Here is a 16051-nt window from a genome sequence, read left to right as displayed (position 1 = left end):
TCGGGCGGCGCCGCACGGCGGCACTCGGAACGAAGGTTGGGCCGGGGCATTCTTCACAGACCATACCGGAGAGGGAACCATGGGCATGTACCATCGTCACGGCGTCCAGAGCACGGCGGCCGTCGCCGGCCATCCGCTGCACCATATGCTGATCGTCTTCCCGGTCGCGTTCCTGATCGGGGCTTTCGGAACCGACATCGCCTTCATGGCCACCCAGGATCCCTTCTGGGCTCAGGTCTCCTACTGGCTCCTCATCGCCGGCATCGTCACCGCCCTGGTCGCCGCCATTCCAGGCCTCATCGATTTCGTGACCATCGACCGGGTGCGCAATGTATGGGTCTCATGGGCCCATATGGCGGCCAATCTCGTGGTGGTCGCGCTGGCCCTTATCAATGTCGGCGTGCGCCTGAGCGATCCGGCCACGGGCGTTCAGGGCTGGGGCATCTGGCTGTCGGGCATTCAGACCGCGCTGCTTCTGTTCAGCGGCTGGCTCGGCGGCGAGCTCGCCTATCGCTATGGGATCGGCGCCATCCGGGATTACAGCCCCAAGGCCGAGCAGTTTCACGTGGAGGTGGACCGCCCGGATGTCGCCGCCTCCTATGGCCGGCGCAGCGGATCGGACAGGGCCTGAGCCTGCCGGCTCGGCGGCTTGCCATGACGGGATCGGGACCGCTACACTTGAGCCCGCCATGAAGCGACATGTCTTCGCCCTTGCTCTTTCCGGCCTTGCATTGACAGGTCAGGCGCAAGCCGCCTCGCCCTGCCCGCCCGGCTTTGCCGTGCTTCAGGCTTCCGACACCTGCGTGCGGATCAGCGGCAGCGTCCGGGGTGAGACGCTGGTCGGCTCGTCCCGCCTGCGCGCTTCGGATTCCGTCCGGACGCAATCCGGAGGACGCATCCGTCTCGACGTGAGAAAGCAAACGGAATACGGCCCCGTCCGGGCCGTCATCTCCGTTGGAAATATGGGGCGATGACAGCCCCATAGAAAAGAGCGCCCGAGGCGCTCTTTCCGGTCAGTAGCCGTCGTCGTAGTATTCTTCCCGGTAGTAGCTCCGTCGCGGAGCCTCATAGGTCCGGTAGTAAGACCTGTCATACGTCCGATAGGTCGGCCGGGCCGTGGCCGCCAGGGCTCCGCCGAGGATTGCGCCGGTCACGCCGGCCGCGATGGCGGCATTGTTGCTGCCCCGCCTATGAACGTAATACCGCTGAGCGGCGTGATTTTTGTAGTGTCCATAGGCATGCCCCTTGCCCTTGCCGGGGCGGGCATCGGCAGCGCCGCTGAAGGAAGCAGCAGCCAAGAGCGCTACGCTGATCGTTACCATGAGCTTCTTCATCGTCAGTCTCCTGAACGCGATGGGCGGCAGTCGGGCCGGGGAAGGAGCCATCATCAGGCCCCTTCCCCTCTGTTCGCCGCGATTACTGGTTCGAGCCGTTGCTCTGCGAGGAGGAACCGCCCTGCTGCGGCAGGCGCATATTGGTCGAGCCACCGGAGTTCGACGTGTTGCCGTTCATCTCCGTCCGGCTGCGGGTCGAGACGGAACCGGTCGTGTCCGGCGCGCTCGATCGCGTCCGGGTGGTCGAGACATTCACGTCGTTGGAGCGACGTTGCTCGACGGATACGCCCACGCTCGGGGAAGTGTCGTGCGTCCGGCGAACCGTCGTGCGGCTCCGCACGGACACGCTCGGCTCGTTGACCTCCTCATAGCGGCGCACGGTCCGGCGACGAACCTCCACCGGCTGCTCCTCGACCACATGATAACGACGCTTCTTCGACACGACCTTGTTGGTGCGCTTCGTCTTCTTCACCGCGACCTTCTTGGTGGGCTTCTTCTTCACCACGGTGCGATGGATTTCGGTGCTGGGCTCTTCATAGGTCGTCACGCTGCGGCGGCGGGTGACCGACACCCGCGGCTCATCGATCTCGCGAACCGTGCGGGAGTGAACCGAAACGCCTGAGCGCTCCCGGGTCTCGACGCCGACGCGCGCGCCTGTTTCCTGACGGCTGCGGACGTTGATCTGCGCACCAGATGTTTCGCTGCGCGTCGCGCCGGTGGTCTCGGTCTGGGCCCGATTGCCGCTGCCGGACTGATTGCGCAGCAGCGTATTCGACTCGGACGACGACTGAGAACCTGTGTTGGCGTTCGTATTCGACTGCATCGAAGTTTGTGCGTAGGCCGCACTGCTCAACAAGAGAAGGGCGGCTCCGAGAGCGATTTTCTTCACGGAACAATCTCCACAATAGTAAAGGTGGGAGATGAACGCCGGCCACCGGGGAGTGTTCCCAATAACTTCAAGTAACAGGCTTTACACTGGATTTATCATCCGAAGATGAACATCCGTTCAAGATTCGACGTTTCGGCGCCCGACAGGGACGAACCCTGAGGGAGGCAACCTATCGCCCAACCAAATCTTTACCATTCTCCTGAATGCTGACCCCTGCATGCATACAGCTTAAGTTCACGTTCATCGTTCTAGCTTGACGATATCGGACGTTCATCGGGAATAGCGCAGCCATGGCAGTTTTTCAGGCTTTCAACGCAGCGGGTGTGGGCTTCGACATGTCCAGCACCGACAGCTCAGGCTGGGCATTCATCGGGGCCCACCCCTCCGTCTCGACGGATCTCGTTTATGACAACGGCACGATCGCCGAGTACGAGGTGTATGGCAGTTCGCTGGTGGATTACTTCACGGCCCGCTATTGGAGCGACGGATACACGGTCATCATCGATGACCTGTTCTACGAGAACAACGGCGCGGACGTCCTGACCATTCAGGATCTCGGCCTCTACACGACGGTCGATGCGCTCCAGGGCTATGCCTGGTACGTGAACCTGAACGGCGGCCACGATACTTTCCACGGCAACGATTACGACGATGTCATCCGTGCCGGGGCGGGCAACGACTTCGTATATGCCAATGACGGCGACGACATCGTTTACGGGGACCAGGGAGGCGACAAGCTCTTCGGGGACTGGGGCGACGACGACCTGTACGGAGGCTCCGGCCGCGATGCCCTGAGCGGCGGGGCCGGCAGCGACTACCTCAGCGGCGGCGCGGACAACGACCAGCTGACCGGCGGCTCCGGCAAGGACTATTTCGTTTTCGACACGCGCCCGTCCCGCACGAATGTCGACCGCATCGTCGACTTCCGGCCCAGCGACGATACGATCATGCTCGACAATCAGGTCTTCACCCGGGTCGGGCGGGATGGCTGGCTCTCAGGCGGGGCCTTCAACATCGGCTCGGGCGCCCGGGATTCCTCCGACCGGATCATCTACAACAAGCAGACCGGCGCCCTGCTGTACGACGCCGACGGCTACGGCGGCGTCGCGGCGGTCAAGTTCGCCCAGCTCAACGCAGGGCTCACGCTCACGAAAGCGGATTTCTTCGTGCTGTAGGCGAAAGCTCGGGCATTGCCCGAAGCCCGTGGGAACCGGTCACTCCGGTGGCGATCTGAAACCTGACCAAGCCTCCTGAGCGGCCCCGGAAACGGGGCCGCTTCCGTTTTCGGAGCCAGGAAGCCATTCGCGGTCCGCAGCACGGTTAATGTGGCATTAGGACGGTATGCTACTAAAGCATAACAGACCTACATTATTACCACTCCTCTTCCGCACTGCACACCCTTATATCCGCACTGCAAACGCAAGAACAAAGGCCACCGGTCATAGGGGCCGGTCACTTCTCAGGAGCTTCCCATGTTCGTTTCGTACATCCTCTCTAAAGTCCGCGCTTATATGCGTTATCGCGAAACCGTCCGTGAGCTGTCGCTGCTTTCGGATCGCGAACTCGACGATCTCGGCATCTCCCGCTTCCAGATCGAGAGCATCGCTCGCCAGAACGCTGTCGCGTAAGTTTACGCTGCATCGCAGCAAAGGCTCTAGCCCGCCCTCCGGCGGGCTTTCGCTTGTCTGGAGCCCTGCATCCGGGGTGTCATCGGCCTCCCGACACAGGGATATTGGCGCCGGTAATGTAGGATGCGGCGTCCGACATCAGGAACAGCACGGCCTCGGCAATCTCCTCGGGCTCTCCGATCCGGTTGAGGGGGATGAGGGGACGAATCCGCTCCAGACGCCCGACATCCTGGGTGCTCCGCTCGTGAATGTCGGTCTTCGTCATGCCCGGCGAGACCGCATTCACCCGGACGCCCTCGCCGGCCAGTTCTTTGGCCAGTCCCACGGTCAGCGAGTCGACGGCTCCTTTCGAGGCCGCATACCAGACGTACTCGTTCGGACTCCCCAGGGAGGCCGCGACGGACGAGATGTTGACGATCGTGCCGCCCGCCCCACCGCGGCTTGTGGAGAGCCGCCGCGCCGCCTCCCGTGCGACCCAGACGGCTCCCAGCACGTTCACATCCATGCAGGTGCGGATCGTCTCGGTCGATGCCTCCGCCAGCTTGCTGGACTTGCCCGTGATCCCCGCATTGTTGACCACATGCGAGATAGGCCCCAAAGCCGCTTCAGCCTCGTCGAACAGGCGCGTCACGTCCCCCTCGATGGCTACATCGCCCTGGCACGCGGCGACGGCCGCTCCCGATGCACGGCAGGCGGCGAGCACCTGCTCGGCCGCATCCCGCTCGGATCGGTACGTGATGGCGACATCGTAACCACGCGCCGCCGCAAGCTGTGCCACCGCGGCCCCTATGCCGCGGCTTCCACCTGTAATAAGGACGACGGGACGCATCGATTGCATAGCGTTCTAAGCCTTTCCAATAAACCGGCTCAACTTGACCAGGGCTCTCCAGGGAGTCAACAAAGCCGCTCGGGAGAATGACCATGAGCACCATCGAACCCATCCATGTCATCGGCGGCGGCCTCGCCGGTTCGGAAGCGACCTGGCAGATCGCCCAGGCCGGTGTGCCGGTCGTGCTCCATGAGATGCGCCCCGTGCGCGGCACCGATGCCCACAAGACGGAAGGCCTCGCCGAGCTTGTCTGCTCGAACTCCTTCCGCTCGGACGATGCCGAGACGAACGCGGTCGGCCTGTTGCACCAGGAAATGCGCAGCCTCGGCTCTCTCATCATGGCCAAGGGCGACGCCAACCAGGTGCCCGCGGGCGGAGCGCTGGCGGTGGATCGGGACGGCTTCTCCGATGCGGTGACCGCGGCTCTCGAGGCTCACCCGCTCGTCACCATCGAGCGCGGTGAGATCGCCGGCCTGCCGCCCGAGGAATGGTCCTCCGTGATCGTCGCTACCGGCCCCCTCACCTCACCGGCCCTGGCCGAGGCAATCCTCGGGCTGACGGGCGAGACATCGCTGGCGTTCTTCGACGCGATAGCGCCCATCGTCTACCGCGAATCCATCAACATGGACATCGCGTGGTTCCAGTCGCGCTACGACAAGGTCGGGCCGGGCGGCACGGGCAAGGACTACATCAACTGCCCCATGACCAGGGAACAGTACGACGCCTTCATCGATGCCCTGATCGCCGGCGACAAGACCGAGTTCAAGGAATGGGAGGCCGACACCCCCTATTTCGACGGCTGCCTGCCCATCGAGGTCATGGCCGAGCGCGGCCGCGAGACCCTGCGCCACGGCCCCATGAAGCCCGTGGGCCTCACCGATCCGCGCAATCCGGACAAGAAGCCCTACGCGATCGTGCAGCTGCGCCAGGACAACGCGCTCGGCACCCTGTTCAACATGGTGGGTTTCCAGACCAAGCTGAAATACGGCGCCCAGACGGGCATCCTCCGCATGATCCCGGGCCTGGAGAACGCCGAATTCGCGCGCCTCGGCGGCATCCACCGCAATACCTATCTCAACTCGCCCAAGCTCCTCGACCCGACCCTGCGCCTGAAGGCGATGCCGCGCCTGCGCTTCGCCGGCCAGATCACCGGCTGCGAGGGCTATGTGGAAAGCGCCGCCGTGGGCCTGATGACCGGCCGCTTCGCCGCCGCCGAGCGGCTCGGCCGTCCGATCCAGCCCCTGCCGCACACCACGGCCCTGGGAGCCCTCATAAACCACATCACGGGCGGCCACATCGAGACCATTGACGAAGGGCCGCGCTCCTTCCAGCCGATGAACGTCAATTTCGGCCTGTTCCCGCCGCTCGCCCAGGCTCCGAAGGCCGAGGATGGCAAGCGCCTGCGCGGCCCGGCCAAGGCCGTCGCCCGCAAGAAGGCGTTGACGGATCGGGCGCGTGCCGATCTGGCGGCATGGCTCTCGGGTGCCGCCTTGCCTGCGGCGGCGGAGTAAGGGGCAAACCGCCTCTCGGTGCGACGAGGGCCGTTCTCGGCCAAATGGCTCTTGTCCGCCGTCAAGAACCGCTTCACACGAAAGCCCTGGCTCCCTGGCCAAGATTTAGGCTACGATATATAGTGCAATATCCACGTTAGGGAGTGCCGCTCATGAAGCATACGGCTGTTCTTGGACTGATAGCTTCTCTCGGCTTCTTTCCTGCCGCCTATGGTCAGGAAGAGACGAAACCGAAGCCTGAACTGAACTGCGTTGTCGATGGCAAGCCTGTCGAGGGCCGTCACAAGATCGAGTACCGCCGGAACGGCAAGACTTATATCGAGTATTGTTCGCTGGGGAAGAAGCACGTCATCATCGACAACGGAGACAACGGCTGATCGAGCCCGGAGGCTTGCACCCGATCCTCAGAACGGCCCGCGCCAGAGTGCCCAGACCCGCCGCCATTGCGGCAGGTCCACGGGGGTGTGGAACGGGTCGTAGTCCCGCCGCTCCATGACCTTGAGATAGGGTTCGACCAAGGCGAGCGGCTGGAAGGCGGGCTTCGAGGCGCCGGGAATCGTCGTCCGCAACTGGCGCGCCTGATCGAGATGCCGACGCGCGATGGCGCGCAGGTCGGCCAGGGCCCCTTTGAGCCCCGGTCCGCCGCGCCCGGTCACGATATCCTCGCGGACCACCCCGTGCCGCGTCAGGATGTCGGCGGGAATGAAGACCTGTCCCTGACGCGCATGGTGCGGGAAAGCGCGCAGAAGGCCCGTGATCGCATAAGCGACACCCGCATGTCCGGCGGCGTCCGCCGTGCCGGGATTGGAACCGTCGGCGAGGACGAGGCTTGAGAGCTGGATCAGGCTCGACGAGGTCTCGCCGCAATAGCCTTCCAAGTCGTTCAAGTTCGGCATCGGGTCGTCGTAGAGATCGAAGATCCGGGCATCGATCAGGTCGACGAACGATTGTCGCGGCAGGCGGAACTGCACGATGGTGTCGTCGAGAGCGGCGGCGACCGGGTTCGCCCGCACGTCGCCTCTCGCCTCGCCTTGAAGAGCATCGCGCCACCATTGCAGGCGTATCTCGCCGACGAGCGCTTCACGGACCGCCTCGCGGACGCGGGCGACCTCGAAGTTGAAGGCATAGAGCGCATGGAGATGCGGGCGCTTGTCGGCGGGCGCGAAGAGGCTTGCCCAGTAGCGATCCGGATCGGCCTCGCGCACGAGCGCTTCGCAATGGGCGAAGTTGGAGATCGCCTCTGCCATGTCAGGGGACGGCGATCAGCGCCGCCGCGACCTTGCGGTTCTCGGCCAGTAGGATGTTGTACGTGCGCGCGGCGGCACCCGTCTGCATCACGTCGAGACCGATTCCCGCATCACGGAACCGGGTGCGGAACGCACCGGGGATGGCCGCAATGTCGGCACCCGTGCCGAGGAGCAGGAGGTCGATCGAACCGGCCTCGGCGAAGATCGGGTCCAGTACCTCGTCCGTGAGTTCGGCCACGGCGTTCACAGGCCAGGCCCTGATCCCCGACGGCAGGGCGAGCACCGACCCGCGATGGGACATGTCCGCGAAGCGAAAGCCGCCATTGCCATAGGCGTCGAACGGATGGCGTCCCGGCAGGAAGCCGTCGTAGAGGCGACCCTCGCTCATGGTCCTACTCCGCTGCGGCGGCCCTGCCCTCCGGCACCTTGACGCTCTCCGACCCGCGCAGGCCGATATAGATCAGCATGGGGGACGAAATGCAGATGGCCGAGTAAGTACAGATGACGACACCATAGAGCATGACCTGCGCGAAGCCCTGGATCGCCTGCCCGCCGAAGAGGACCAGGGCCAGCAGCGACAGCGCCGTCGTCGCCGCCGTCATGATCGTACGGGACATGGTGTGGTTGATCGACAGGTTCAGCAGTTCTTCGGCCGGCATCGTCTTGTAGCGGCGCATCAGCTCACGGGTCCGGTCGAACACCACCACGGTTTCATTGAGCGAATAACCCACGATGGTCAGGATCGCCGCGATGGACGTCATGTTGAACTCGTGACGGGTGATCACGAAGAAGCCGATGGTGAGCACGATGTCGTGGAGCGTACCGATGATGGATGCGATCGCCAGCTCGCGCTCGAAGCGGAACCAGAGATAGAACAGCACCGCGATGACCGAAAGCACGACGCCGATGGTGCCGGACTGCACGAGCTCTCCCGACACGCGCGGACCGACCGTCTCGACACGGCGGAAGTCGTATTCGTTGCTGAAGGTGTCGCGGGCCTTCTGCACCACGGCCGCCTGCGCGGACTCGCCGCCGGCCTGGATCGGGAAGCGGAGGGAAACCTCGCCGCCCGTACCGAACTCCTGCACCTCCACGTCGCCGAAGCCGAAGCTTTCGGCCGTCTGGCGGATCTGCGCGACATTGGCCTGGCCGGACTTGGCCTGGATCTCCATGAGCGTGCCGCCCTTGAAGTCGATGCCGAAGTTGAGGCCGATCGTCACGAGCACGATCGCCGTGGCAATCGAAATGATGGCGGACAGCGGGAACGAGAAGCGCCGCAGGCGCATGAAGTCGAAGTGGGAGTTTTCGGGCCAGAGGCGAATGAGGCGCACGATACGCACTCCTTAGAACGGAAGAACTTTGGGACGCATCCACTGATACCAGAGCGCGATCATCATGCGCGTCAGGGTGACGGCGGTGATCACGGTCGTCAGGATGCCGAGGATGAACACGACGGCGAAGCCGCGCACGGGACCGGAGCCGAGGAAGAACAGGATCAGGGCCGCAATCGCCATGGTGCTGTTCGAGTCGACGATGGTCGCGAAGGCCCGGTCGAAGCCTGCCTGAATGCCGGACACGATGGAGCGTCCGGAACGCACCTCTTCGCGGATACGCTCGTAGATGAGCACGTTCGAGTCGACGGCCGTGCCGATGGTGAGAACGATGCCCGCGATGCCCGGCAGGGTCAGCGTGGCCTCGAGCACCGACATGAGGCCGAAGATGAGGCCCACGTGGACGATGAGCGCGATGTTCGCGATGAGGCCGAAGACGCCGTAGGTGGCGAACATGAAGATGACCACGAAGATGCCCGCCACATAGGTGGCCATCTTGCCCGCCTCGATGGAATCGCGCCCAAGGCCCGGACCCACCGTGCGCTCTTCGACGATGGTGAGCTTGGCAGGAAGGGCGCCGGAGCGCAGCAGGACCGCGAGATTGTTGACCTGCTCGACGGTGAAGCTGCCCGAGATCTGGCCGGAGCCGCCGGTGATGGGCGACTGGATCGTCGGGGCCGAGATCACCCGGTTGTCGAGGACGATGGCCAGCTGGCGGCCGAGATTTTCCGTCGTTGCCTGGCCGAAGCGCTGGGCGCCACGGATGTTGAAGCGGAAATTGACGATGGGCTGACGGGTCTGGCTGTCGAAGGCCGGCTGCGCGTCCGTCAGGTCGCCGCCTTCGGCGATCACCCGGCGCTCGACCGGAACGCGCTGGCCGCCCGCGTCTTCCATAGGCAGCATGTCGACGTCGGTGGCGCCTGCTTGAGCCAGCAGGCGGAATTCGAGGTTGCCGGTTTCACCCAGCAGGGCCTTCAGCTGCTGCGGATCCTGCAGGCCCGGAACCTGCACGAGAACGCGGTCGGCGCCCTGGCGCTGGATGCTCGGCTCCGTGGTGCCGGTGGCATCGATACGGCGACGGACCACCTCGATGGACTGGTCGACGGCGCGGCGGATGCGCTCGTTGATGCCCGCATCCGTGTAGGTCAGCGTGATCACCCCGTCCGGCGTGGTGTTGATCTGGACCGAATTCCCGCCAGACTGGCCGAGCATGGCGTTGCCGATGGGCTGGGACAATTCCCTCAGGCGCGGCATCAGCCGCTCGCGGTCGGCCGCGTCCGGCACACGGATCTGCACGCCCCGCGGGACGGTCTGAATGCCGTTCTGGGACGAAACCCGGGTATCGCGCAGAATGCGGCGAACGTCGTCGCGCAGGAGCGTGATCTGGCCGCGCAGCAGGTCCTGCGCGTCGACCTCCAGGAGGACGTGCGAGCCGCCCTGCAGGTCGAGGCCCAGCACGATGGCCCGGGACGGAACGAGCCAGGACGGAACCCAGCTCGGAATGGCATTCAGGTAGGCCTGACGCTGCTCGCGATTCATCATGCTCGGAACCGCAAGAAGCAGGCCGATCACAATGATCGCCACGGTGGCGATGATCTTCGACCTCGAGAAGCGCAGCATCGTCAGCTCAACCTTTCTCACACACAAAGCCGCATCGGATCTGCGGCGAACCGGCCCCTGCCGGACAAGTCGGGGGCCGGCTTCCTTTCACATCAGGCCTTGACCGGTTCGCTCTTGGAGCGGACCTCGGAGATCATGGCGCGGGCCACCTTCACCTTCACGCCATCGGCGATCTCGACTTCGATGTCGTTCGAATCCTCGAGGACCTTCGTCACCTTGCCGATGATCCCGCCCGAGGTGACGACCGTGTCGCCGCGGCGCACATTCTTGATCATCTCCTGATGGGCTTTCACGCGGCGCTGCTGGGGCCGGATGATCAGGAACCACATGATGACGAATATGAGGATGAACGGAACGAATTGAAGGATCATCTCCGTTCCGCCCCCGGCGGGGGCCCCTTGTGCGAAGGCTGGCGAAATGAACAAGCGGCTCTCCATGGATAAAGGCGCGTGGCAGGCCCGTTTCGGGCCCGCCCGCGCCGGACGGGATTACAAAGCGTGGCGGACTATACCCATCGACTCGACGAAATCAATGAAGTTCAAGGCCTTTCCCAAGGCTCCTTGCAGGGTCGATGCCCTCTCCTGCGTGGACCGGACGGCCATTTTCGCGCTAAGCACGACATCCTCACTGTTTCTTGAAGCCGGAAATTCATGCCCGCCAATCTGAACTCCCCCGAATCCCTGGCGCTTTTGACGCGGATCGCCGACGCCCTTGAGCACCTCGCCCCCTCAGGCACCGCCCAGGCCGACTTCACGCAGGCCGACGCCTTCGTCTGGCAGGCCGCCGGGCGCAGGCTCTCCCCCGTCCCCAAGGTCAACCGTGTCGAGATGAGCCTCCTGCGCGGGATCGACCGGGTTCGGGACCAGTTGGCGGAGAACACACAGCGCTTCGCCCGGGGCCTGCCGGCGAACAATGCCCTCCTCTGGGGCGCCCGGGGCATGGGCAAGTCGTCCCTCGTCAAGGCCGTCCATGCGGAAATCAACCACACCAAGACGGCAGACGCCCTCCCTCTCAAGCTGATCGAGATCCACCGGGAAGACATCGAGACCCTGCCGGACCTCATGAGCCTGCTGCGCCCGGATCCGCACCGCTTCATCGTCTTCTGCGACGACCTCTCCTTCGACGCCGACGACACCTCCTACAAGTCTCTCAAAGCGGTGCTGGAAGGTGGGATCGAGGGGCGGCCCGACAACGTGATCTTCTACGCCACCTCGAACCGCCGCCATCTGCTGCCGCGCGACATGATGGAGAACGAGCGCTCGACCGCCATCAATCCGGGCGAAGCCGTGGAGGAGAAGGTCTCGCTCTCCGACCGCTTCGGCCTCTGGCTCGGCTTCCACAAATGCAGCCAGGACGAATATCTCGACATGGTCTTCGCCTATGTGGATCATCTCGGCCTGCAGGCGGACCGCAACGCTGTCCGCGCCGAGGCGCTGGAATGGGCCACGACCCGCGGAGCCCGTTCCGGACGCACGGCCTGGCAGTTTATCCAGGATCTGGCCGGGCGCCTGGGCAAGGCGATTTGAAACCCGATCTGAAACGACAAAGGGACGGTGGCTGAGCTCCACCGTCCCCTCATTCGATCAGCCTGGTTATCCCTGGACCGATCTAAACTATTCGCCTGATCAGCCGCCGAGATGCTTCATCGGGTCGACGGGCTGCGCGCCCTTGCGGATCTCGAAGTGGAGCTGCGGCGAGGTCACGTTGCCGGTCTGGCCGGATGTCGCGATCACCTGGCCGCGCTTCACCTGCTCGCCGCGCTTCACGTTGAGCGAGCCGTTATGGGCGTAGGCGGAGACGTAGCCGTTCTCGTGCTTGATCAGGACGAGGTTGCCGTAGCCCTTCACCTCGCTGCCCGCATAGGTCACGGTGCCGGCTTCGGCGGCCTTGACCGGCGTGCCTTCGGGGACCGCGATGTTGATGCCTTCATTGCCGCCATTGGCGCCGAACCCGGCAATGACGCGGCCGCGGGCCGGCCAGCGGAAATCGCCCGACAGGCTGGCAGTCTGCTCCGGCTCCTGCACGGGAGCCTTGGCGGCCTCCGGCTGGGGCGCCGGCGCGACCGGCTGAACGGCGGGCTTCACCTGCTCGGGCTGGGTGAGAGCCGCGACCTTGGGCTGCTCCACGACCGGCTTCGGAGCGGACACGAGGGGCCTGGGCGCCGAGACCAGCGGCTCGTTGGTCGCGGACGCGACCTGCATCGGCGCGGACCGGGCAGGAGCCGCAGCGGCCGGAGCGGGAGCCTGAGCCGTCGCGGTCATGCCCGGACGAACGCGCTTGGCCGGTTCGGCCGCCGCGACAGGCGTGGTCGCAGCCGGCACCTTCGACGTATCGACGAGACGGAATTGAGGGCGGCTCGCGGGCTGCGCCGGCGCAGCCTGGGCGACCGGCATGGGCCGAGACTGAAGCGGAGCGGGCGTGGGAGCGGAGGCGATGCGGGCAGGCTGCGACAGGGGCTGGGACTGCACAGGAGGCAGGGCCTGCGCCTGAACACTCGGCGTCGGCATCGGCGCGGCCGAATAGGACGGAGTGGGCTGAGGCGCCATGGAAGCCGTGTTGTCCATGCGCTCGCTGGCCGCGAAGGGGTTCGAGAACGGGTTCTCGGCGAACCGCGCACTATCGGTACTGCAAGCCGCCGCCGCACTGCCGATCAGCCCTACCAGAGCGATCCGCGACACCGCACCCCAATGCCCAGAACACACACGCAACCGCATCACTCAACCCCAACCGAACGCAACTCGATGAAGCCATTAAAAGCCTGTTCAGGTTAAGCAACGGTTGACGCTGTGCGGATTGTCGTAACCCTGTCCGAAAATATTTCGGTCCGGTCAGAGTGTGGCCGCAATCCCCGAGACGAGCGGCGATAGGCGCAAGGCTGCGCCGACCGACTGTGCGAGTTCCCCCTCGGCGTTGCGCTCGATCCGCACGAGATGCGGCACGCCCTCGATGGTGACCGCTCCTACCAGACGGCTGCCCGGTCCGAGAAGATTCGTCACGGTCTCGGGGATTTCGGGACAGGCGCCGTTGAGCAGGATGCGGTCGAAGCGGTCCCGCACCCGGGTAGCCAAGCCGTCGCCCACTTCCAGGCGGACCTTTCCCGCCTCGACGATCCTGAGATGCTGCGCGGCGCTTTCCGCCAGCGTGTTGAAACGCTCGACGCTCGTGACCTCCGCGCTGAGCCTCGCCAGCAGGGCGGTCACGTAGCCGCTGCCGGTGCCGACCTCCAGGATGCGCTGGCCCGGCTGGACCCCGAGCGACAGCAGCATGGCTGCGACCGTGGCAGGTCCCGTCATAGTCTGCCCGCAGGGCAGCGGAAGCGCCACGTCCGTGCGGGCGAGATCGCTGAAGCGACGGGGGGCGAAGACTTCGCGCGGCACGAGCTCCATGGCGCGCAGCAGCGCGGTGTCGCGGATGCCCTTCGCGCGAAGGGACAGGATGAAGGACGCAGCGCCGATCGCCTCCTGCTCGTCGCGGAGATCCGCTTCGGCTAAGAAAGGCACGTCCTGGTTCATCGCGTCCGCTCGCTCAACCGCCGAAGGCCTGCGCGTAGCGCGTCAGCGTCGGCTCGTCCGTCATGTCGATACGGAGCGGCGTGACGGCGATGCGCCGGTTCGCGATGGCCCAGAGATCCGTGCCGTTGCCGGGCGTGAAGGGGCGGCGCTCGAAGGCGATCCAGAAGTAAGGGTTGCCGCGCCCGTCCTGCCGCTCGTCGAGGCGCAGGAGTTCCTGCGTGCGCTGGCCCTGGTTGACGAGAGCCGTCCCCTCGACATCCTCGGGCTCGCAATCGGGAAAGTTGACGTTGACCAGGATGCCCTTGTCGACGCCCGCCTCGAGGACCCTGCGTACCACCTTGGGGCCGTGATGCTCCGCGCATTGCCAGCGCGGCGCGTTGCGCGTGCCCGGCCCGTAAGCCTGGGAGAGCGCGATGGACGGGATACCGAGGATCGTGCCCTCAATGGCGCCAGCCACCGTGCCGGAATAGGTCACGTCCTCGGCCACGTTCTGTCCCCGATTGACTCCGGAGAGCACGAGATCAGGCTTGGCGTCCCGCATGAGGTGACGCACGCCCATGATGACGCAATCGGTCGGCGTGCCCTTCACGGCGAAATGTCGGCTGGACACCTCGCGCAGGCGCAAGGGATCGTTGAGCGAGAGCGAATGGGCGACGCCGCTCTGATCGGTCTCGGGGGCGACGACCCAGACATCGTCCGACAGGTTGCGGGCGATGGCTTCCAGGGTCTTCAAGCCAGGAGCATGAATGCCGTCGTCGTTGGTGCAGAGAATGCGCATCGTCTAAGCCTGACGCTCGATGCGGGTCATCCCGCCCATATAGGGCTGGAGTACCGACGGAATCGTGACGCTGCCGTCCTCATTCTGGTAGTTCTCCAGTACGGCCACGAGCGTCCGCCCGACCGCGAGGCCGGAGCCGTTGAGCGTGTGCACGAAACGGGGCTGCTTCTCGCCGGCCGCGCGGTAGCGGGCGTTCATGCGCCGGGCCTGGAAATCGGAGCAGACCGAGCAGCTCGAAATCTCGCGATACATTCCCTGCCCGGGCAGCCAGACCTCAATGTCGTAGGTCTTGGTCGAGGAGAAGCCCATGTCGCCCGTGCAGAGCGTCATGGTACGGAACGGCAGTTCGAGCTTCTTCAGCACGTTCTCGGCGCTCGTGAGCATGCGCTCGTGCTCGTCGGCGGAGGTCTGCGGCGTCGTGATCGAGACGAGCTCGCATTTCACGAACTGGTGCTGGCGGATCATGCCGCGCGTGTCGCGTCCGGCGGATCCCGCCTCGGCACGGAAGCTCGGGGTGAGCGCGGTGAAGCGCAGGGGCAGCTCCTCCTCGGAGAGGATCTGCTCACGCACGAGATTGGTGAGCGTGACCTCCGCGGTCGGGATCATGCCGTAGCGGGTGTCCTTGACCAGCTTGGCGATCGCATCGCTCGGCTGACCTTCGAGCGCGGCGGCCACGATCTGTTCGAGCGAGTTGCCGGGGAAGGCCCAGAACTGGTCGTCCTCGAATTTCGGCAGCTGCGCCGTGCCGAACATGGCGTCGTCCCGCACCAGCAGCGGCGGGTTCACTTCCGTGTAGCCATGCTCGTTGGTGTGGAGGTCGATCATGAACTGGCCGAGGGCGCGCTCCAGGCGCGCCAGCCCGCCTTTCAGGACAACGAACCGCGAGCCGGAGAGCTTGGCGGCTGTTTCGAAATCCATGAGGCCGAGAGCTTCGCCGATCTCGAAATGCTGCTTGGCGCTGTTCAGGGTCGGCGGCGTGCCGAAGCGGTGGCGCTCCACGTTGCCGTGCTCGTCGGCCCCGACCGGCACATCCTCCTTCGGGATGTTGGGGATGGCGGCGAGAGCCGCGAACAGTGCCTTCTCGGCGGCCCGCTCGCCCTCCTCCAGCTCCGGCATCGTCTCCTTGATCCGGGCGACCTCGGCCATCAGCTCCTGCGCACGGACCTCGTCCTTCTTGGCCTTCGCCTGACCGATTTCCTTGGATAGGGCGTTGCGGCGCTCGGTGGCAGCCTGCAGGGCGGAAACCGCGCCTTTTCGGGAATCGTCGAGGGCGATCAGCTGCGCGGACAGGGGCTCCATGCCCCGGTTCCGGAGGCCTTGGTCGAAAGCCGCGGGATTCTCGCGGATGGAACGGATGTCGTGCATGGGATGG

General features: G+C 65.1%; 19 protein-coding genes. 7 read left to right on the top strand and 12 right to left on the bottom strand.

What is annotated here, in order from left to right; genetic code table 11:
• Positions 1–79: 79 nt before the first annotated feature.
• Positions 80–631, top strand: a complete 552-nt coding sequence (locus H0S73_RS11690) for a DUF2231 domain-containing protein (protein ID WP_181052316.1) — start codon at positions 80–82, stop codon at positions 629–631.
• A 58-nt stretch (positions 632–689) separates the two neighbouring features.
• A complete protein-coding gene (locus tag H0S73_RS11685; protein WP_181052315.1) occupies positions 690–974 on the top strand; it encodes a porin in 285 nt (94 codons plus the stop codon).
• Positions 975–1013: 39 nt separating this feature from the next.
• Here H0S73_RS11685 and H0S73_RS11680 read toward each other — a convergent pair whose 3' ends face one another.
• Together H0S73_RS11680 and H0S73_RS11675 are read right to left on the bottom strand one after the other, a co-directional pair.
• On the bottom strand, positions 1014–1334 hold the full coding sequence (locus tag H0S73_RS11680) for a hypothetical protein (protein WP_181052314.1): 321 nt from the start codon (positions 1332–1334) through the stop codon (positions 1014–1016).
• 82 nt (positions 1335–1416) lie between these two features.
• Positions 1417–2223 carry a hypothetical protein gene (locus H0S73_RS11675; protein ID WP_181052313.1) on the bottom strand — a complete coding sequence of 269 codons (807 nt, stop codon included), beginning with the start codon at positions 2221–2223 and terminating at the stop codon, positions 1417–1419.
• Between the two features lie 290 nt (positions 2224–2513).
• Between H0S73_RS11675 and H0S73_RS11670 the strand changes: the two genes are divergently transcribed.
• Both H0S73_RS11670 and H0S73_RS11665 read left to right on the top strand, forming a co-directional pair.
• Positions 2514–3398, top strand: coding sequence for a calcium-binding protein (locus H0S73_RS11670; RefSeq protein WP_181052312.1), 885 nt, complete (start codon positions 2514–2516; stop codon positions 3396–3398).
• A gap of 297 nt (positions 3399–3695) precedes the next feature.
• Positions 3696–3851 carry a DUF1127 domain-containing protein gene (locus H0S73_RS11665; protein ID WP_009764574.1) on the top strand — a complete coding sequence of 52 codons (156 nt, stop codon included), beginning with the start codon at positions 3696–3698 and terminating at the stop codon, positions 3849–3851.
• A gap of 79 nt (positions 3852–3930) precedes the next feature.
• Here H0S73_RS11665 and H0S73_RS11660 read toward each other — a convergent pair whose 3' ends face one another.
• On the bottom strand, positions 3931–4680 hold the full coding sequence (locus H0S73_RS11660; protein ID WP_181052311.1) for a glucose 1-dehydrogenase: 750 nt from the start codon (positions 4678–4680) through the stop codon (positions 3931–3933).
• A gap of 92 nt (positions 4681–4772) precedes the next feature.
• On the opposite strand from H0S73_RS11660, the gene trmFO reads away from it, so the two are divergent.
• Positions 4773–6191: a methylenetetrahydrofolate--tRNA-(uracil(54)-C(5))-methyltransferase (FADH(2)-oxidizing) TrmFO gene (trmFO, locus tag H0S73_RS11655; RefSeq protein WP_181052310.1), complete on the top strand. Its 1419-nt coding sequence runs from the start codon at positions 4773–4775 to the stop codon at positions 6189–6191.
• Between the two features lie 152 nt (positions 6192–6343).
• Positions 6344–6568, top strand: coding sequence for a hypothetical protein (locus H0S73_RS11650; protein WP_181052309.1), 225 nt, complete (start codon positions 6344–6346; stop codon positions 6566–6568).
• Positions 6569–6595: 27 nt separating this feature from the next.
• Here H0S73_RS11650 and H0S73_RS11645 read toward each other — a convergent pair whose 3' ends face one another.
• The 5 genes from H0S73_RS11645 to yajC form a co-directional block, all read right to left on the bottom strand.
• Complete coding sequence (locus tag H0S73_RS11645; RefSeq protein ID WP_181052308.1) at positions 6596–7438, bottom strand: phytoene/squalene synthase family protein; 843 nt, start codon at positions 7436–7438, stop codon at positions 6596–6598.
• A 1-nt stretch (position 7439) separates the two neighbouring features.
• Positions 7440–7826, bottom strand: a complete 387-nt coding sequence (locus tag H0S73_RS11640; protein ID WP_181052307.1) for an Mth938-like domain-containing protein — start codon at positions 7824–7826, stop codon at positions 7440–7442.
• Positions 7827–7830: 4 nt separating this feature from the next.
• Positions 7831–8769 carry a protein translocase subunit SecF gene (gene secF / locus H0S73_RS11635; protein ID WP_181052306.1) on the bottom strand — a complete coding sequence of 313 codons (939 nt, stop codon included), beginning with the start codon at positions 8767–8769 and terminating at the stop codon, positions 7831–7833.
• Positions 8770–8781: 12 nt separating this feature from the next.
• The gene (secD, locus tag H0S73_RS11630; RefSeq protein WP_181052305.1) at positions 8782–10389 is read right to left on the bottom strand and encodes a protein translocase subunit SecD; all 1608 of its coding nucleotides are present in this window, start codon (positions 10387–10389) and stop codon (positions 8782–8784) included.
• A gap of 92 nt (positions 10390–10481) precedes the next feature.
• Positions 10482–10814, bottom strand: a complete 333-nt coding sequence (gene yajC / locus H0S73_RS11625) for a preprotein translocase subunit YajC (RefSeq protein ID WP_246388841.1) — start codon at positions 10812–10814, stop codon at positions 10482–10484.
• Between the two features lie 225 nt (positions 10815–11039).
• On the opposite strand from yajC, the gene H0S73_RS11620 reads away from it, so the two are divergent.
• Positions 11040–11915 carry an ATP-binding protein gene (locus H0S73_RS11620; RefSeq protein ID WP_181052304.1) on the top strand — a complete coding sequence of 292 codons (876 nt, stop codon included), beginning with the start codon at positions 11040–11042 and terminating at the stop codon, positions 11913–11915.
• Between the two features lie 99 nt (positions 11916–12014).
• On the opposite strand, the gene H0S73_RS11615 is transcribed toward H0S73_RS11620, so the two are convergent.
• The 4 genes from H0S73_RS11615 to serS form a co-directional block, all read right to left on the bottom strand.
• A complete protein-coding gene (locus H0S73_RS11615) occupies positions 12015–13067 on the bottom strand; it encodes a peptidoglycan DD-metalloendopeptidase family protein (protein ID WP_343058330.1) in 1053 nt (350 codons plus the stop codon).
• Between the two features lie 150 nt (positions 13068–13217).
• A complete protein-coding gene (locus tag H0S73_RS11610) occupies positions 13218–13901 on the bottom strand; it encodes a protein-L-isoaspartate O-methyltransferase family protein (RefSeq protein ID WP_181052302.1) in 684 nt (227 codons plus the stop codon).
• 13 nt (positions 13902–13914) lie between these two features.
• The gene (surE, locus tag H0S73_RS11605; RefSeq protein WP_181052301.1) at positions 13915–14679 is read right to left on the bottom strand and encodes a 5'/3'-nucleotidase SurE; all 765 of its coding nucleotides are present in this window, start codon (positions 14677–14679) and stop codon (positions 13915–13917) included.
• A gap of 3 nt (positions 14680–14682) precedes the next feature.
• Positions 14683–16044 carry a serine--tRNA ligase gene (serS, locus tag H0S73_RS11600; RefSeq protein WP_181052300.1) on the bottom strand — a complete coding sequence of 454 codons (1362 nt, stop codon included), beginning with the start codon at positions 16042–16044 and terminating at the stop codon, positions 14683–14685.
• Positions 16045–16051: the final 7 nt, after the last annotated feature.

This window comes from Microvirga mediterraneensis (assembly GCF_013520865.1).
In the GTDB taxonomy this organism is placed as follows: domain Bacteria; phylum Pseudomonadota; class Alphaproteobacteria; order Rhizobiales; family Beijerinckiaceae; genus Microvirga; species Microvirga mediterraneensis.
Note: the sequence above shows the minus strand (reverse complement) of the source record. Positions and strands in the feature narration are given on the sequence as shown.

What these genes read in the sequence shown, in the direction of transcription:
- serS (WP_181052300.1), bottom strand. Translation starts at nt 16,044, where the DNA reads ATGCACGACATCCGTTCCATCCGCGAGAATCCCGCGGCTTTCGACCAA.
- secD (WP_181052305.1), bottom strand. Translation starts at nt 10,389, where the DNA reads ATGCTGCGCTTCTCGAGGTCGAAGATCATCGCCACCGTGGCGATCATT.
- H0S73_RS11685 (WP_181052315.1), top strand. Translation starts at nt 690, where the DNA reads ATGAAGCGACATGTCTTCGCCCTTGCTCTTTCCGGCCTTGCATTGACA.
- H0S73_RS11650 (WP_181052309.1), top strand. Translation starts at nt 6,344, where the DNA reads ATGAAGCATACGGCTGTTCTTGGACTGATAGCTTCTCTCGGCTTCTTT.
- trmFO (WP_181052310.1), top strand. Translation starts at nt 4,773, where the DNA reads ATGAGCACCATCGAACCCATCCATGTCATCGGCGGCGGCCTCGCCGGT.
- H0S73_RS11645 (WP_181052308.1), bottom strand. Translation starts at nt 7,438, where the DNA reads ATGGCAGAGGCGATCTCCAACTTCGCCCATTGCGAAGCGCTCGTGCGC.
- H0S73_RS11690 (WP_181052316.1), top strand. Translation starts at nt 80, where the DNA reads ATGGGCATGTACCATCGTCACGGCGTCCAGAGCACGGCGGCCGTCGCC.
- H0S73_RS11640 (WP_181052307.1), bottom strand. Translation starts at nt 7,826, where the DNA reads ATGAGCGAGGGTCGCCTCTACGACGGCTTCCTGCCGGGACGCCATCCG.
- H0S73_RS11680 (WP_181052314.1), bottom strand. Translation starts at nt 1,334, where the DNA reads ATGAAGAAGCTCATGGTAACGATCAGCGTAGCGCTCTTGGCTGCTGCT.
- H0S73_RS11665 (WP_009764574.1), top strand. Translation starts at nt 3,696, where the DNA reads ATGTTCGTTTCGTACATCCTCTCTAAAGTCCGCGCTTATATGCGTTAT.
- surE (WP_181052301.1), bottom strand. Translation starts at nt 14,679, where the DNA reads ATGCGCATTCTCTGCACCAACGACGACGGCATTCATGCTCCTGGCTTG.
- H0S73_RS11620 (WP_181052304.1), top strand. Translation starts at nt 11,040, where the DNA reads ATGCCCGCCAATCTGAACTCCCCCGAATCCCTGGCGCTTTTGACGCGG.
- H0S73_RS11670 (WP_181052312.1), top strand. Translation starts at nt 2,514, where the DNA reads ATGGCAGTTTTTCAGGCTTTCAACGCAGCGGGTGTGGGCTTCGACATG.
- H0S73_RS11660 (WP_181052311.1), bottom strand. Translation starts at nt 4,680, where the DNA reads ATGCGTCCCGTCGTCCTTATTACAGGTGGAAGCCGCGGCATAGGGGCC.
- H0S73_RS11610 (WP_181052302.1), bottom strand. Translation starts at nt 13,901, where the DNA reads ATGAACCAGGACGTGCCTTTCTTAGCCGAAGCGGATCTCCGCGACGAG.